The organism is Caulobacter sp. AVps18 (assembly GCF_058681425.1).
The window spans coordinates 1,291,773-1,307,767 of record NZ_CM178737.1 but is presented as its reverse complement, the minus strand read 5'-3'; the positions used below and the strand labels follow the sequence as shown (position 1 = coordinate 1,307,767).

General features: G+C 66.1%; 12 protein-coding genes and 1 tRNA gene. 9 read left to right on the top strand and 4 right to left on the bottom strand.

Going from position 1 to position 15,995, the window contains the following annotated elements:
- The first annotated feature begins 18 nt into the window (after nucleotides 1–18).
- The 9 genes from ACW179_RS06255 (at nucleotide 19) to ACW179_RS06215 (ending at nucleotide 9,332) form a co-directional block, all read left to right on the top strand.
- Nucleotides 19–729 carry a CoA transferase subunit A gene (locus ACW179_RS06255; RefSeq protein ID WP_492063436.1) on the top strand — a complete coding sequence of 237 codons (711 nt, stop codon included), beginning with the start codon at nucleotides 19–21 and terminating at the stop codon, nucleotides 727–729.
- Nucleotides 729–1,376 carry a CoA transferase subunit B gene (locus tag ACW179_RS06250; protein ID WP_492063435.1) on the top strand — a complete coding sequence of 216 codons (648 nt, stop codon included), beginning with the start codon at nucleotides 729–731 and terminating at the stop codon, nucleotides 1,374–1,376. The genes ACW179_RS06255 and ACW179_RS06250 overlap by 1 nt, the downstream gene beginning before the upstream one ends.
- The gene (gene pcaF / locus ACW179_RS06245; RefSeq protein ID WP_492063434.1) at nucleotides 1,373–2,572 is read left to right on the top strand and encodes a 3-oxoadipyl-CoA thiolase; all 1,200 of its coding nucleotides are present in this window, start codon (nucleotides 1,373–1,375) and stop codon (nucleotides 2,570–2,572) included. Before ACW179_RS06250 ends, pcaF begins: the two co-directional genes overlap by 4 nt.
- 9 nt (nucleotides 2,573–2,581) lie before the next feature.
- Nucleotides 2,582–3,295 (top strand): protocatechuate 3,4-dioxygenase subunit beta, encoded by a 714-nt coding sequence (gene pcaH / locus ACW179_RS06240; protein WP_492063433.1) that lies wholly within the window; start codon nucleotides 2,582–2,584, stop codon nucleotides 3,293–3,295.
- Entirely contained in the window at nucleotides 3,288–3,938 is a 651-nt protein-coding gene (gene pcaG / locus ACW179_RS06235) for a protocatechuate 3,4-dioxygenase subunit alpha (protein WP_492063432.1), read from the top strand. The genes pcaH and pcaG overlap by 8 nt, the downstream gene beginning before the upstream one ends.
- Before the next feature lie 21 nt (nucleotides 3,939–3,959).
- A complete protein-coding gene (pcaB, locus tag ACW179_RS06230) occupies nucleotides 3,960–5,114 on the top strand; it encodes a 3-carboxy-cis,cis-muconate cycloisomerase (protein WP_492063431.1) in 1,155 nt (384 codons plus the stop codon).
- The gene (gene pcaDC, locus ACW179_RS06225; RefSeq protein ID WP_492063430.1) at nucleotides 5,114–6,295 is read left to right on the top strand and encodes a bifunctional 3-oxoadipate enol-lactonase/4-carboxymuconolactone decarboxylase PcaDC; all 1,182 of its coding nucleotides are present in this window, start codon (nucleotides 5,114–5,116) and stop codon (nucleotides 6,293–6,295) included. Before pcaB ends, pcaDC begins: the two co-directional genes overlap by 1 nt.
- Nucleotides 6,296–6,556: 261 nt before the next feature.
- Nucleotides 6,557–8,428, top strand: coding sequence for a methyl-accepting chemotaxis protein (locus ACW179_RS06220; RefSeq protein WP_492063429.1), 1,872 nt, complete (start codon nucleotides 6,557–6,559; stop codon nucleotides 8,426–8,428).
- A 157-nt stretch (nucleotides 8,429–8,585) separates the two neighbouring features.
- Nucleotides 8,586–9,332 carry a carbohydrate porin gene (locus ACW179_RS06215; protein WP_492063428.1) on the top strand — a complete coding sequence of 249 codons (747 nt, stop codon included), beginning with the start codon at nucleotides 8,586–8,588 and terminating at the stop codon, nucleotides 9,330–9,332.
- 203 nt (nucleotides 9,333–9,535) lie between these two features.
- On the opposite strand, the gene ACW179_RS06210 is transcribed toward ACW179_RS06215, so the two are convergent.
- The 4 genes from ACW179_RS06210 to ACW179_RS06195 all read right to left on the bottom strand — a co-directional run bounded on the left by ACW179_RS06210 (nucleotide 9,536) and on the right by ACW179_RS06195 (nucleotide 15,988).
- Complete coding sequence (locus ACW179_RS06210) at nucleotides 9,536–13,033, bottom strand: calcium-binding protein (RefSeq protein ID WP_492063427.1); 3,498 nt, start codon at nucleotides 13,031–13,033, stop codon at nucleotides 9,536–9,538.
- A gap of 414 nt (nucleotides 13,034–13,447) precedes the next feature.
- Nucleotides 13,448–13,523 (bottom strand) — tRNA-Thr (locus tag ACW179_RS06205).
- A gap of 39 nt (nucleotides 13,524–13,562) precedes the next feature.
- Entirely contained in the window at nucleotides 13,563–15,107 is a 1,545-nt protein-coding gene (locus ACW179_RS06200; RefSeq protein ID WP_492063426.1) for a heme biosynthesis protein HemY, read from the bottom strand.
- Nucleotides 15,104–15,988, bottom strand: a complete 885-nt coding sequence (locus tag ACW179_RS06195) for a COG4223 family protein (RefSeq protein ID WP_492063425.1) — start codon at nucleotides 15,986–15,988, stop codon at nucleotides 15,104–15,106. The genes ACW179_RS06200 and ACW179_RS06195 overlap by 4 nt, the downstream gene beginning before the upstream one ends.
- Between the last annotated feature and the right edge of the window lie 7 nt (nucleotides 15,989–15,995).

Here is a 15,995-nt window from a genome sequence, read left to right as displayed (position 1 = left end):
AAGGCCCCGGAGCTCTCCATGAAAAGCAAGATTTACGGCAGCCCTGCCGAAGCGCTGGACGGCGTCGTCTTTGACGGCATGACCCTGATGTCGGGCGGCTTTGGCCTGTCGGGCAACCCCGAAAGCCTGATCCCGGCGATCAAGGACACGGGCGTCAAGGGCCTGACGGTGATCAGCAACAACTGCGGGGCCGACGGATTTGGCCTCTGGCAACTGCTGAACAACGGCCAGATCCGCAAGATGATCTCGAGCTATGTCGGCGAGAACAAGCTGTTCGAGCAGCTCTATCTGTCCGGCGAACTGGAGCTGGAACTGAACCCGCAGGGCACCCTGGCCGAGCGCATCCGGGCCGGTGGGGCGGGTATCCCGGCCTTCTACACCAAGACCGGCGTCGGCACGGTGGTGGCCGAGGGGAAGCCCGTCGAGACCTTCGAGGGCGAGGCCTATGTCCGCGAGACCTGGCTGCGGGCCGATGTCGCCATCATCAAGGCGTGGAAAGCCGACCCCGAGGGCAACCTGATGTTCCGGATGACGGCCCGGAACTTCAACCCGGTGATGGCCACGGCCGGCAAGGTCACCATTGTGGAAGTCGAGGAACTCGTTGAGGCCGGAGCGCTGGACGCCAACACGATCCACACGCCGGGCATCTATATCGACCGCATCGTCCTCAGCACCATCAACGAAAAGCGCATCGAGAAGCTGACCACACGTCAGAAGGAGACCGTCTGATGGCCTGGACCCGAGACGAGATGGCGGCCCGCGCCGCCCGCGAACTGCAGGACGGCTTTTACGTCAATCTGGGCATCGGCATTCCGACCCTGGTGGCCAACCATATTCCCGAGGGCGTGCACGTCACCCTGCAGTCCGAGAACGGCATGCTGGGCATGGGCCCCTTCCCCTATGAGGGCGAGGCCGACCCCGACCTGATCAACGCCGGCAAGCAGACCATCACCCAGCTGCCGACCTCCAGCTTCTTCGACAGCGCCCAGAGCTTTGCGATGATCCGCGGCGGCCACGTCGACCTGACGGTTCTGGGCGCCATGGAAGTGGCTCAGAACGGCGACATCGCCAACTGGACGATCCCCGGCAAGATGGTCAAGGGCATGGGCGGCGCCATGGATCTGGTCGCCGGGGTCAAGCGGGTGATCGTGGTGATGGACCACGCCAACAAGGCCGGCGAGAGCAAGGTTCTCAAGCGCTGCGCCCTGCCCCTGACCGGCGCCGCCTGCGTCGACATGGTGATCACCGACCTGTGCGTCTTCGACCTGGATCGAAAAGGCGGCGGACTGACCCTGATCGAGCTGGCGCCGGGCGTTTCCCTCGATGAGGTCAAGGCCAAGACGGACGCCGATTTCAACGCCGGAGCCTTCACATGACCAGCGCCTATATCTGTGACGGCATCCGCACGCCCATCGGCCGCTACGGCGGGGGCCTGGCCAAGGTGCGGGCCGACGACCTGGCGGCCATCCCGATCAAGGCCCTGATGGCCCGCAATCCCGGTCTCGACTGGAGCGCGGTGGACGAGGTGGTGCTGGGCTGCGCCAACCAGGCCGGCGAGGACAACCGCAATGTCGCCCGCATGGCCGCCCTGCTGGCCGGGCTGCCCGACAGCGTGCCGGGTGTCACCGTCAACCGTCTTTGCGCCTCGGGCCTGGAAGCCCTCGGCTACGCCGCGCGCGCGGTTCTGTCGGGCCAGGCCGATCTGGTCATCGCCGGCGGGGTCGAGAGCATGAGCCGCGCCCCCTTCGTGATGGGCAAGGCTGACAGCGCCTTCTCGCGCGCGGCGAAGATCGAGGACACCACCATCGGCTGGCGCTTCGTCAATCCGGCCATGCAGAAGGCCTACGGCGTCGACTCCATGCCCGAGACGGCCGAGAACGTCGCCGCCGACTTCACGGTCAGCCGCGCCGACCAGGACGCCTTCGCCCTGCGCAGCCAGCAGCGCGCCGCCGCCGCCATCAAGGCCGGCTTCTTCGACGGCGAGATCACCCCGGTCGAGATCCCCGGCAAGGCCGGCCCCACCATCGTCGACCGCGACGAGCACCCGCGCGAGACCACGCTGGAGACCCTGGCCAAGCTGAAGCCGGTCGTCCGACCGGACGGCACGGTGACCGCCGGCAACGCCTCGGGCGTCAATGACGGCTCTGCCGCCCTGCTGATCGCCTCGGAAGAGGCTGTCCAGCGCCACGGCCTGACGCCGCGTGCCCGGATCCTGGGCTATGCCACGGCCGGGGTCGCGCCGCGCGTCATGGGCATCGGCCCGGTGCCCGCCACCCAGCGCCTGATGGCCCGCACCGGCCTCTCGATCAGCGACTTCGATGTGGTCGAGCTCAACGAAGCCTTTGCGGCCCAGGGCCTGGCGGTCTTGCGCCAACTGGGCCTGGCCGATGACGGAGCCCATGTGAACCCCAATGGCGGGGCCATCGCCCTGGGCCATCCGCTGGGCGCATCCGGCGCCCGCCTGGCCCTGACCGCCCTGCGTCAGCTGGAAGCCACCGGCGGAAGGCGCGCCCTGGCCACCCTGTGCATCGGCGTAGGCCAGGGCGCGGCCCTGGCCCTCGAACGGATCTAGGAGACCGCAATGACCGCTTTGATCGGTTTCGCACGCGAGGATGAGGGCCAGCCCCCGTCTCTCTCTCCCGGCTACGCCTCGACCGTCGCCCGCTCGCCGCGCCAGCCCCTGGTCAAGATTCCCCAGACCCTGACCGAGGCCACCGGTCCGGGTGGAAACTGGGACCGACTGATGGGCGGGTCGCTGGCCGACCTGACCACCCAGCACAAGGCCATGCCCCAGGGCCAGCGGATCATCGTCTCCGGCCGCGTGCTGGACGAGGCCGGACGCCCGGTTCCCAACACCGTGATGGAGATCTGGCAGGCCAATGCCGCCGGTCGCTACATTCACAAGAAGGACCAGTGGGACGCCCCGCACGATCCCAATTTCACGGGCGCGGGCCGGGTGATCACCGACGCCGAGGGTCGCTATCAGTACGTCACCGTCCGTCCCGGTGCCTATCCGTGGGGCAACCATCACAATGCCTGGCGGCCCGCCCACATCCACCTGTCGCTGCTGGGTCCGGCCTTTGCCACCCGCCTTGTCACCCAGATGTACTTCCCGGACGATCCGCTGATCGAGATCGACCCAATCGCCAACGCCGTGCCCATGCCCTTCCGCCAACGCATGGTCTCGCGGTTCGACATAGAGACCACCCGGCCCAACTGGGCGCTGGGCTATCTGTTCGACGTAGTCCTGCGCGGCCCCGACGCCACGCCGATGGAAGACGACCACCATGACTGAGCAGATCAATCCCGCCCCGCGCCTCGACAACCAGGACGAGGGCCTGTTTGGCCAGACGCCCTGGCAGACCGTGGGCCCCTTCTTCCACTACGGCCTGGCCTGGAAGGGTGGCGCGGATCTGGTCGGCACGTCCGAGATCGGCGCGCGGCCGGAACTGTTCCCCGAAGACCACTATGTCCTGAACCAGCCCTCGCCCAAGGGCGCGGTTGAGGGTGAGGTCATCACGCTGGAGGGCGCAGTGCTGGACGCCGCCGGCGCGCCCATTGTCGATGCCATGATCGAGATCTGGCAGGCTGACGCCGCCGGACACTACGCCGATGACAGCAGCAACACCGGCTTCATCGGCTTTGGCCGGTCCTCGACCGACGAAAACGGCGTCTATCGCTTTCGAACGATCCGTCCGGGCCGGGTGGACGGGGCCCAGGCTCCGCATATCGCCGTCGGCGTGTTTGGTCGTGGCCTGCTCAAGCGTCTGGTGACAAGGGCCTATTTCGAGGGTGATCCCGCCAATGCCGCCGACCCGATCCTGGCCCTGGTGCCGACCGAGCGACGCGAAACCCTGATCGCCAAACCCGACGGAGACGTCTGGCGCTTCGACATCGCCTTGCAAGGCGAGGCCGAAACCGTCTTCTTCGACATCTGACGGTTTGCGAAGGAGTCGCCCTTGTCACGTCTGATCCGCGACCGCGCGGGATCCACCGACGCCATGCTGGCGGCCTTCGGCGACGAGGCCCTGCTGCGCGCGGCCCTGCGGTTCGAGGCGGGGCTGGCGCGGGCGCAGGCTGAGGCTGGGTTGATCGCGGCGGAAGACGCCGAGGCCATTGCAGCGGCCTGCGTTGATCTCCCCGACATTGCGGATCTTGCCGATGCGGCGGCCCACGCCGGCACCCTGGCCATTCCGCTGGTCGCCCTGCTGCGCGAGCGGCTGGTGGCCAGCGCGCCCCGCGCGGCCGCAGCGCTGCACAAGGGCGCGACCAGCCAGGATCTGGCCGACACGGCCCTGATGCTGCAAGCCCAGGCCGGAGCGGCCCTTGTCCGCGCGGAGGCCGAACGGCTGATCGCGGCGCTGACCGCCCTCACCCGAGCTCATGCCGCAACGCCGATGCTGGGCCGCACCCTGCTGCAGGGCGCCCTGACGATCACCTTTGGCCTGAAGACTGCCGGCTGGCTGCAGGGCGTGGCCGGCGCTCTCACCCGCTTCGAGGCCGAGACCGCCGGCATTCAGCTTCAGCTGGGCGGGGCGACCGGGTCTCTGTCGGGCCTGGACGGCAAGGCCATCGAGGTTACCGAACGCCTGGCGGCGATCCTCGACCTTCCGGCCCCTGTCACGCCGTGGCATGCCCGGCGCGAAGGGCTGGCGGGACTGGCATCGGCCCTGGCGATCCTGACCGGGACGGTGGGCAAGATCGCCGGCGACATTGCCCTTCTGGCCCAGAACGAGGTGGCAGAGGCCTTCGAACCCCGGGTCGCGGGCCGGGGCGGCTCCTCGGCCATGGCTCACAAACGCAATCCCACTGGCTGCCAGACAGCGCTCAGCGCGGCGATCCGCGCGCCGCATCTGGCCGCTACAATCGTCTCGGCCCTGCCCCAGCAGCATGAGCGCGGCCTGGGCGGCTGGCAGGCCGAGGGCCCCGTTCTGGCCGACCTGTTCCAGCTCACCCACGGTGCCCTGGCGGCCATGGCGCCCGTCATCGAGGGCCTGGAGGTCGATACCGGTCGCATGGCCACCAACCTCGCCGCCGCCGGCGTCGGGACCGACACCGGCGAGTCGCAGGCCCTTGTGGCCCGCGCCCTCGCCAGCCTTGAAAAGGATCGCTGATGGCCTTCGCCACCCATGACGGCGCGCGGATCTACTGGCGGCTGGACGGTGCAGCCGACAAACCGGCCCTGGTGCTGCTGACCTCAATCGGCACAGACATGGGCCTGTATGACGCCGCCGCACCGCTGCTGCTGGCCGATTTCCGCCTGCTGCGGATCGACACGCGCGGCCACGGCGCATCCGACGCCCCGGCCGCTGACTACACGCTGGACGGACTGGCCGGCGACGTGCTGGCGACAATGGACGCGGCGGGCATCGCGACGGCCAGCGTCTGCGGCACCTCGCTGGGCGGCATGATCGCCATGGAACTGGCCCTGAAAGCGCCCGAGCGGGTCGAGGGCCTCGTTCTGGCCTGTACCTCGCCGGCCATGGACGTCGCTGCCTGGAGCGCCCGCATCGCCACCGTCCGCGCCGAGGGCCTGGCGGCCATCGCCGACATGGCCCTGGGCCGGTTCTTCTCCGAGCCCTTCCGCAGCCAGCACGCCGCCACGGTCGAAACCGTGCGCGCCGGCCTGCTGGCCATGAGCCCCGACGGCTACAGCGGCTGTGGTGCCGCGATCCGCGACATGGATCTGCTATCGCGCCTCTCCGCCATCACCGCCCCCACCTTGGTCATCGGCGGGCTGAAGGATGTCTCTACCCCGTTCGAGGGTCACGGCGACAGGATCGTCGCCGCCATTCCGGGTGCCGCCGTCGCCATGCTCGACACCGCCCACCTGCCCAGTCTGGAAGACCCCACCGCCTTCGCCGGAGCCGTGCGCGGCTTCCTGGCCAGAACCCGCAATGGGCCCACGGTCAGCGAGGCGGCCGAAGTGCTGTTCGAGGCGGGACTGGTCAATCGCCGCAAGGTGCTGGGCGACGCCTGGGTCGACCGCTCGCTGGCCAAGCGCACGGCCTTCACGGCCGACTATCAGGCCATGATCACCCGCTATGCCTGGAACGAGGTCTGGGGCCGACCGGGGCTGGACCACCGGACCCGTCGCCTGCTGGTGCTGGCCATCTGCGCCTCTCTGGCGCGCTGGGAAGAGTTCCGCCTGCACGTGAAGGCCGGTCTGGAACAGGGCGGCTTCACCCAGGACGACCTGAAAGAAGTGCTGATGCAGACGGCGATCTATGCCGGCGTGCCCGCCGCCAACACCGCCTTCACCGAGGCGGCCGAGGTCATCGCCGAGCTGGGATGATCCTCCCGCGCTTCGTAATGACCCATGCCCGCTTTTCGGAGCTGGAGAGGCGTGTGCGACAGACGTGATGCGGTAGACCGCATAGCCGGCGCCGGGCCTCCTGGAGACCGGGCGTCCATCCATGGCGATAGGTAAAATTACCTAGGCAACTAAGGCAGACGGCTTCTTAGAGCTTTGAGCGGATGTTCGCTGGCCAAGATTCCAATCGCCTCGTCGCGGAAACGGTCCATGCGTACAAACCAGGTTTTCGCCACGGCCTCTGTGGCCCCAGCTTCCGGCGGAAAGATCGAGCGCTTCATCACCTTGTTGATCGGCGGTCTGTCGCTGTTTTGCGTTTTGGCTTCAATTGGCGGCGTTGTGTCGATGGAGATCCAGCGAACGGCTCGTATCGAGACGTCCGCTCTTGTCGAGGCTGCAAACCGTGACAAGCTTGAATTGATTGTCCTGGCCAAGCAGATCCAGCTGGATATCGTACAGGTCCAGCAGTTCCTGACCGACGTTTCAGCGACGCGCGGCCAGAATGGGCTGGACGATGGCTGGCAAGAGGCCGCCAAGAATGCCGCAGCATTCAAGACCGACGTCCAACGCGCGCGCGTATTGGCTGAGCAGCTCCAGGCCCCGGAGCTTGGCCGGGCGCTTGCCTCGGTCGAGGAGGCCTTTCCCGCATACTATGCCACGGGCCAGAAGATGGCGCAGCGCTATGTCGAGAACGGCGCCGAGGGTGGAAACACGTTGATGGGCGAATTCGACGCGACCAGCAAGACGCTGGCCGGGAGGATGGATGCGGCGCAGCAGGCCTTGAGCACACTGGAACACGCGCAGGCGGAGCACGACAAGGTCGTCGAGAAGAGCTTGCGCGATCATCAGTTGGCGGCTCAGGCTATGTTCGGCGTCGTGATCCTGATCGCTTGCGCGCTGGGTGGCCTGACGATCTTCCTGACTCGCACCCGACTGCTGCGCCCCCTCTCGATCATCACGTCCTACATGGGGCGGCTCGCCCACGGCGACTATGACCAAGAGCCCCCCTTCCGCAGCCGCCAGGACGAATTGGGCGCTATGGCCAGTTCAATCGCGGTCTTCCGAGATGCGGCGCTGGAGCGCCGGCAGTCCAGGCTGGATCAGGACGCCGCCCGCCATCAGGCCGAAGCAGAGCGAAGCGCCAACGAGCAGGCGCGGAGCCAAGCCGAGGCCGAGCGGCAGAAGGTCGTGAGTCAACTGGCCCAGGCCCTCATCCGCCTGGCGGACGGCGACCTGGCATCGGGCATCGACGCCCCATTCCCGGGCGACTACGAAGCGCTGCGCACCGATTTCAACGCCGCCATCGCCCGGCTCTCCACAACCATGGCCGCCATCGCCCACGGGGCCAGGACCATGCGCGCGGGTTCGGAGGAAATCGCCAGCGCCGCTGACGATCTGTCCCGCCGCACAGAGCAGCAGGCCGCAAGCCTGGAAGAAACCGCCGCCGCCCTCGACCAGATCTCTGCGACCGTCGGGCGCGCCAATGAAGGGGCGCGCCAGGCCGCTGCAGTGGTGACCCAGGCCAAGGCTGAGGCTGAGCAGTCGAGCGTCGTCGTGACCCAGGCTGTGGCCGCCATGGGCGCGATTCAGAAATCATCCGAGAAAATTGGCCAGATCATCGGGGTGATCGACGAAATCGCCTTCCAGACCAACCTTCTTGCCCTGAATGCAGGGGTTGAGGCCGCCCGTGCGGGTGAAAGCGGCCGTGGCTTCGCGGTTGTCGCCCAGGAAGTCCGTGCTCTTGCCCAACGCTCTGCTGATGCAGCCAAGGAGATCAAGGCGCTGATCAGCGAATCCGGATCACAGGTCCAATCGGGTGTCGAACTGGTCGGCCGCACCGGCGAAACCCTCCAGCGTATCGTGGAAGAGGTGTTGCGCGTTCATGGCCTGGTCAATGCCATAGCCCGTTCCTCTGACGAGCAGGCCGTGGGACTTCGTCAGGTGAATACGGCGGTCAATCACATGGATCAGGTCACACAGCAGAATGCAGCCATGGTCGAGGAGACCACCGCAGCGACCCACTCCTTGCGCACGGAGGCTCTGGAGCTTGCCGAACGCATTGGAGAGTTCCGCCTGGAGCCGCAAGCTCGTTCGGCTGAACGGGCGGCGGCCTAGATCTGGCGATCTTTCGAGAAATATTTATGTTTTTCAATATTTTAACTTAAAGCCAACCGCATTCTGCGAAGCTTCTTTCCTGCAGGGATCGATGAGATCTCAGGGAAGATTTTGATGCCCATGGACAAGCTGTGCGGTCGCTGCCGGCGCTGCCCTGGTGGCGACGACGCGCGCGCTTGCCGCCGGAACGCCCTCGCGCGCCGGTAAAGCCGTGGCCCTCAAGCTGGGCTATATCGCAGACGTCGCTGGCGTTGTCCGGGGCGGCGCAACACACAAGGCGCGGGTTCTGGATGACCTCAAGATTTCGACCGACATCGACCTTGAGAGGGTTTTCGGCTCGGAACTGGCGGCGACACGAGCCAACGGCCCCTCGATATTTCCTTCTACGGCCCTGGCCCTGCGCTTGCGATGGAAGACCAAGAGCGACGGCTACATCCAGGCCGCAGCGATCAACGCCCACGCCGGCGTACCTGGCGACCCCGGGGGCGCGGACTTCAGTTTTCAGGATAGCGTGTTGGCCATTGTCGAAACGGGCTGGAGCGGCAAGGACGAGCTGGGTCGCGTCACCCTATTTGCGCGCGCGGGCATCTCCGACGGCCTGACCAGCCCTTTCAGGGGCGGTTGGCAGGCCAGCTTGCTGATTGAACAGCCTTTCGTCAGTCGTCCCGACAGCCAGGCCTCCCTTGGGATCAATCAGGGCTTCATTTCGCGCCGTGAGCGCGCCAATGGCGTGGACGCCGGCCTCACTGTCAGCCGCACCGAGACGGCGCTTGAGGCGACCTATGCAGACACCGTCGGGGCCCTGACGATCCAGCCTGACTTGCAATCTGTGATCCGCCCCGCAGGTGACCGCGACGCCCGGAATGCCCTGATCGCCACGCTGCGGTTCAAGGCTGGCTTCTAGAGCGGCTTGCGATCTGATGGGTTCAGATCACCCGCTCTAGTCTTTTGTTTTCACGCGCGTTTCATTCCGAAAACCGGTTCCCACTTTTCGGAACGCGCTCTGCTCAAAGACCGGCCTCACAGCCCAAACCGGTCTTGAGGCCGGCCTGAAGAAGACCATCGCCTGTTTAGGGGCCCTGCTGAAAAATGGTGCGACCAACGGGGCTAGACGACCAGCAGATCCGCGAGCGTCAGGGCAGGCTTGCCGGTCAGGATGGCGATCTGGACCTGGTCGGCATTGTCGCCGCCGGTGGCGTCGAACCAAAGACCGCCCGTGGCCGTGTCATAGAGCAGGGTCGGCTTGCTATCAGCTGAGACAGGAGCCGCACCCGAAACAAAGCCAAGATCAGCAAGGCTGCTGACGCCGAAACCATTGGCGCGCAGCTGGATATGATCGACGCCCGGGGTGAAGTCAGTGATCCGGTCAACGCCATGGCTGACCAGCGCGCCGTCGAAATAGAACAGGTCCGACCCGCCATTACCCGTCAGCGTGTCATTACCCGCCATGCCGGCCAGCATGTCCGCGCCGGCACCGCCGACCAGCGTGTCATTGCCCGCGCCGCCGAATACCGATGAGCCCAGGCCATTGGCGAAACCCTGGAAGTTGCCGACACCGATGAAGATCAAAGTCTCGACATTCGAGGCGGCCTTGGCGCTGTTGAGGGCCGTGAGCATGCGATCCAGGCCCTGCCCCTGCGCCTCCGAGACGATGTCATTGACGTTGTCGACATAATAGACGTCATCGCCCAGTCCGCCGATCAGGCGGTCGGCTCCGCCCTTGCCATCCAGGGTGTCGTTGCCGATCCCCCCTGTGATGACATTAGCGAGATCATTGCCGAAGCCCTGGAACCGGCCTAGGCCCGTATAGGTGAGGTTCTCGATGTTGGCGCCCAGCAGATAGGCCGAGAACTCGGTCTTGACGATGTCCAGACCCTGATCAGCCGCCTCGATGACCACATCCCCAAGGTGATCGACGATGTAAGTGTCATTTCCACCGAGGCCGATCAGCCGGTCGGGGCCAGCGCCCCCATCCAGCTGGTCGATACCTGCGCCGCCCGTGATAATGTTGGCCAGATCGTTGCCCGTGCCCCTGAACGGCGCGCTCCCCAGATAGGTAAGCACCTCCAGATGACCCGACAAAGCATAGGAGGGCGCTGTGGTCCGGACCGTGTCGTACCCTTCGCCCGCCAACTCGACGATTACATCGCCCGGGGCATCGACCAGATAGGTATCGTTGCCGGCTCCCCCTATCATCGTGTCGGCACCGGCCTTGCCGTCAAGCGTATTGATAGCGGCGTTGCCGATCAGCGTCTGGGCCTCGCTGTTGCCCGTCAGGTTCAGAGAGCGCGTTCCGAGCGCCTCAAGAACCTCGATCGAAGCGCCTGAAGCGAGCGCGTAGGTCGCCGAGGTCAGGATTTTGTCGAAACCCTCACCTAGTCTTTCGGTGACGACATCAGTCGAGACGTCGACCTCATAGACGTCATTGCCCAATCCCCCGACCATAGTGTCGATGCCTGCGCCGCCCTTAAGGCTGTCGTCGCCGCCGCTGCCGGTCAGGCTGTCGTTTCCTGCGCCGCCGTCAATGATCTCGCTGTCGGCAACACCGATCAGAACGTCCCTGCCGTCAGTGCCGGTCAGCACCAGGTTGGAGACGTACCCGCCCAGATTGTAGACCGTAAGCTGAGCGGCGGTCACATTATTGAGCACGAGGAGTGGGCGAAACGCGTGCAGGGTTCCCGGCCCATCGACGTCGATCAGGAGGGTCGTGTAATTGGCATAACCACTGACAAAATAGTGCTCAAGTCGGGCATAACCCGTTTTGAAGGGATTGGCGCCCGGCGCCAGCCCCTCAAAGCCGACACCCTCCAGATCGGTGAACAGCTCCAGCCTGTCGCCCGCGTCGCCGACCGCAAAATCTCTTATGGATATCGTGGCATAACTGGCCGCATAGGCGGAAAGGCCAGAGAAACTGACAGTGTCCCGCCCCTCGCCCAGGATCACCGTCGCGTAATGGCGAACGGCATCCAGGCGAATGAGGTCATCACCATCGCCGCCGTCCAGGGTGTCATAGCCCTCCGACGAAACAAGCGTATCGGCACCGGCGCCGCCCTCCAGACGGTCGGAGCCTGCTCCGCCATCAAGCCGGTTCGCCCCCGCATCGCCCAGCAAAACATCATCATACTGGGAGCCGGCGACATTCTCGATGCTCGCATAGGCAGGGTTGGTCAGGGCGTCCACGACGCTCCGGGTCGCACGCGCGAAACTGATCGTGTCGAGACCATCGCCGCCGTCAAGGCTCTGCCCGGCCGTCAGCACGGAGAGCGTATCGTCGCCCTCGCCGCCAGAAAGCGTATCCTCCGACGACCCGCTCAAATGGTCATCCCCGCCCAGCCCCAAAATCCGCTCGCGGCGCGGCGTACTCACAAGCGTATCGCCGTCTTCCGTGCCGCGAACCTCGACGGGGGTGTCGATATCCAGGATCAGGGCGTCGGCTGATCCCTGAAGAATTGTGCTTCCTGCAGATGGATTGTCGATCACCAACGAAAAGGTTTCATCGCTCTCGACCAGAGAGTCCGCAGTGGCCCGGAGAGTCACGGAAATCTCGGCGACACCACCCGTAAAGGTCAGCGCCCCGCTGAGCGTCCCCGCGAGATCACCCAGGCCGGCCGTCCCGAGGACAAAGCGGTAGTCCACCGTGGTGAGCGCGGAGAGGTCGCCGGTCCGCGTCACCTTGAAGGTGAAGAAGGTCGAGGCGGACGATGACTCAAACTGGGCCCCCTCTACCGCTGTCACCGACAGGATGCTGGCGGTCGTGAAGAGCGAAACCGTCGCGTCTGAGAACCTGAGATACTCGACGTTTCTGAGCGTATCGCGTCCATCGCCGCCCGTCAGACTGTCTACGATCGAGACCCCGCCCGCTCCGTCGCTACTCCAAGCGTAACGGGAGCGCGGTCCCTCCAGGATGACGGTATCGAAATCCAGTCCGCCCTCCAGCGTGTCATCACCCGCGCCGCCCTGAAGGGTATCGGCACCTGTGTAGCCGTAGAGGCGATCATCACCGGAACCGCCGGTGAGGGAGTCTGATCCAGACTCGCCGAAGAGGACGTCAGCTCCCTCGGCACCAAAGAGCGTATCGGAATAGCTGGTGCCCTCGATGAGATTGTCGAGCGCGTTTCCCGTGCCGACAGCCCCACCACCGATTTCGAAAAGGCTTCCGGCCCAGTGGCTGAGGAAATTGTAACCGCTTTGCCGATCATGGTGATTGAAATATTCACTTCCAAACGGCATAACAGAAAGAAACAAATTTTCTATATTTGGAAAAAATGATAGCGATACATTTTTTCCAGAAGTCACAATGGAATCTACGCCTTCTCCAGCATATTCAATGGGGGTAGTTGCGCTTAGTAGATTGTACAGGTCGTTGCCAGTACCGCCGTATGCCTGGGTCGCTTTATAAATATAGTCATCTCCGGCTCCACCATAGATTATGTCGCCGTCCATGCTGTAATGGCCGTTCAGGGTGTCATTGCCGTCACCCCCATACAATGTGTCCTTGCCATAGCCGCCATTTATATCGTCGGCGCCGCCATTTCCGTAGATTTCATCAGGAAAGTCTGTTCCTGAAAGCGTATCCGCACCGGCGCTACCGACGATCTTTACCATTGCCGCATTCCTGCCAGTCGGACTTCAACGCATCGAGCGCCACTCATGTGCGCAAACTACGCTTCACGGCACCTTCATAGCGGCGGGCACACCAAGCCGACACACCTTTTCGCTCATAGCGTGTAGAATCAGCACCGCAAGCCGCTTGGATTCAAAAAGTCCGTCAGAGAAATTCCGGGTGCCCAAAAAGCCCCCTTCTCAAATCGGCCGCCCCTTAATCGGCCGCGCCTTAAAGAGAAGCCTCCGGTGCTTTCAGATCCTCGCACCCGCTCGCTTTGGCTGCGCCCGGCCAAGAGCCCGAAGTACCCCCAATGAGCCGCAACTGCGGGCGAACGCCAGCGGTCGATGACGCCAAAATATCCTTGATTTTGTTGATTTTTCCCGCCCACCGCCGAAACGTGACGAACAGGGTGGTGGTGCCGCTTAGGTGACTCGAACACCTGACCCCATCATTACGAATGATGTGCTCTACCAGCTGAGCTAAAGCGGCCAACGCCGTTGCGGGCGAGGCCCGAACGCGAAGAGGGGCCTATTTAGCGGCGCGCGGGCCGCTTGCCAAGCGTCTGCGTGCGCCTGAATTGCGACGGGGTGCCGGACCCTCGCCCGAAGGCTCCGGAAGCGACGGGGCGTCGAACACGCCGGGGTCATCGGGGATGGGCATCAGCGGGCCTCCGACCTCGGCCGCGCGGACGAACGGCGTCGATTCGGCATAGGCCGAAGGCAGCTCCGGCAGGTCGTTCATGGTGCGCTCGCGCCGCTCAAAGCGCGGATGGATCAGCTCGCCGGTCTCGGCATAGCTGACGGCCAGGCGGGCCCAGTCCTCGCGGGCATAGGCGAAGGCGCGCCCCTCGGGGTCAAGGTCGGACCAGTCGGCTTCCTGCGGGGCGGCTGCGCCCCGCGCGATCCAGGCGCGGGCCTCATCGGGCTGGCCATTGGCGAAGGCGACGCGCGACATCAGGCCGGCAAAGCGGGCGGTGGGGGTCTCGTCGTCCAGCAGGCGGGCGGCGGCGCGGGCGGCCACGGGATCGCCGCCGATCAGGCCGCTCTCGACGCGCAGCATGCGGCTTTCGCGGGCCTCGGGCTTCATCGCCGCCAGGGCGGCCAGGCGCGCGGCGCGGACCTTGGGCGTCTCGTTGGTCTTCAGGTCGCGATAGGCCAGCCAAAGGGCCGGATGCGGCGCGCTTTTCCAGGCGGTCTCGATCAGCTGGCCGGCCTTGGCCACCTTGCCGTCGGCGGCCAGCAGGCGGGCGGCCATCACCACGCCGGGAGCGAAGTCGGGCTTGAGCTTGACGGCCTGGCTGGCCAGATCAAGGGCCTGGGCGCGCTTGCGCGGGTCGTCGGCCACGTCAAGGCTGGCGGCGCAGGCCGACAACAGCGCGGCGCGGGCGCGCTCGGCCACCAGGGGCGGCACGATCTTGCGGTCGAGGGCGCCCTGGGCGAGGTCGAGGGCGGCGGCCCAATCCCCGGCTTCCAGGCGCGAATCCAGCAGGGCGCGCCAGGCCCAGCGCGCGGTCTTGGCCAGGCCATAGGCCGTTTCGGCGTGGCGTACGGCGGCCAGGCGGTCGCCCTCTGCCAGGGCGGTCTGCATCAGGCCCCGCAGGCCGGCCAGGCGCATCTCGGGAAAGCCCAGCATGGCGTTATAGGCGGCCTTGGCGGCGGCATGGTCGCCGGCGGTTTCGGCAGCCTGGGCAGCCAGAACCCGCACCAGGGCGGGCGTGTCCTGGGCCAGGTCACTGGCCTTGTGGGCCAGACGGCGCGCTTCAGAGCCGTCGCCGGCGGCCACAGCCAGAAAGCCGCGCGACAGGGCCTCTACGCCTTGCTGGCGCCGGTTCTCGGCGCGAGCCTGGGCGGCGCGACGAGGGGCTTCGATCACCCAGATCAGGCCCCGCCACAGGATGGTGGCCAACAGGGCCGAAAACAGGGTCAGGAGAGCGGCCGTGGCGGCGGTCATCTCGACCCGCCAGCCCATCCATTCCAGATGGGCGCGGCCCGGCTCACCGGTCAGGGCAACGGCGGCAACGGCGGCAACGGCGGCGGCGGCCACCAGGAACAGAATTATCGCGGCCCGGATCATGGCGCGGCCCGCGAAACCTGAGCCAGACCCGCCAGGGCGTCGGCGCGCAGGGCGGCGACATGGCGATCAAGCTCGATCCGACGCTCGGCCCCGTCCAGCCAGGGAATCAGCACCGCCCGCGCCGGGTCCGGCAGGGTGTCGAGCGCCTGGATCGCGCCCTCGATGTCGCCGCCGTCAAGCAGTCGTTGGGCCAGGGCCAGCTTGGCGTCAGGACTGGAACCGCGCGTGGAGCCTACCTGGCGAATCGAAACAATGCTGGACAGGGCGTAGCGGATCCGGGCCAGCAGGTCGGCACCTTCGCCCGGGTCGCGCGCGGCGGTGGCGGCCCGGCCCGCCAGGCTTTCGAACTGGGCGGCAAGTCCGGCGCGGGTCGGGGCGCCGGTCTGGGCCAGGCGGGTCAGGGCCCGCAGTTCCGGCGACATCGGCAGGACGCGTTCGAGGCTGGCCAGTTCCTTGCCGAACGGGGCCGAGGTCTGGGCGGCTTCGGCCAGGGCGGCGGCGGCAATCGCGGCGGCGGCGGCGTCAAGCACGCCCTTCTGGTCGGCTTCCAGAGCAGCCAGTCGCGCTTCCAGCCGGCCAATGTCGGCAGAAGGCGTTGCGACCAGGGGGGGCTCGGGTTCGACGGGCAAGGGCGAGCCCACTGGCAGGCGCGCCGACGGCGGCGTCGGGCTTGCCAGGGCTTGCAGCTCGACCTGGGCCGCCTTGCGGGTCAGCGGAAACCAGTCAGAACCGAACCGCGCCACCATCGCGCCCGCTGCGACACAGACCGCGCAAAGCACGACCATGGCCCAGAACCCAACGCCCAAAAGGGGGCGGCGGCGGGCATAAAGCGCGGGATCGCTCGGCGCGATGATTTCAGCGGGGTCAGGAGCGGCGGTCATGCGTCCA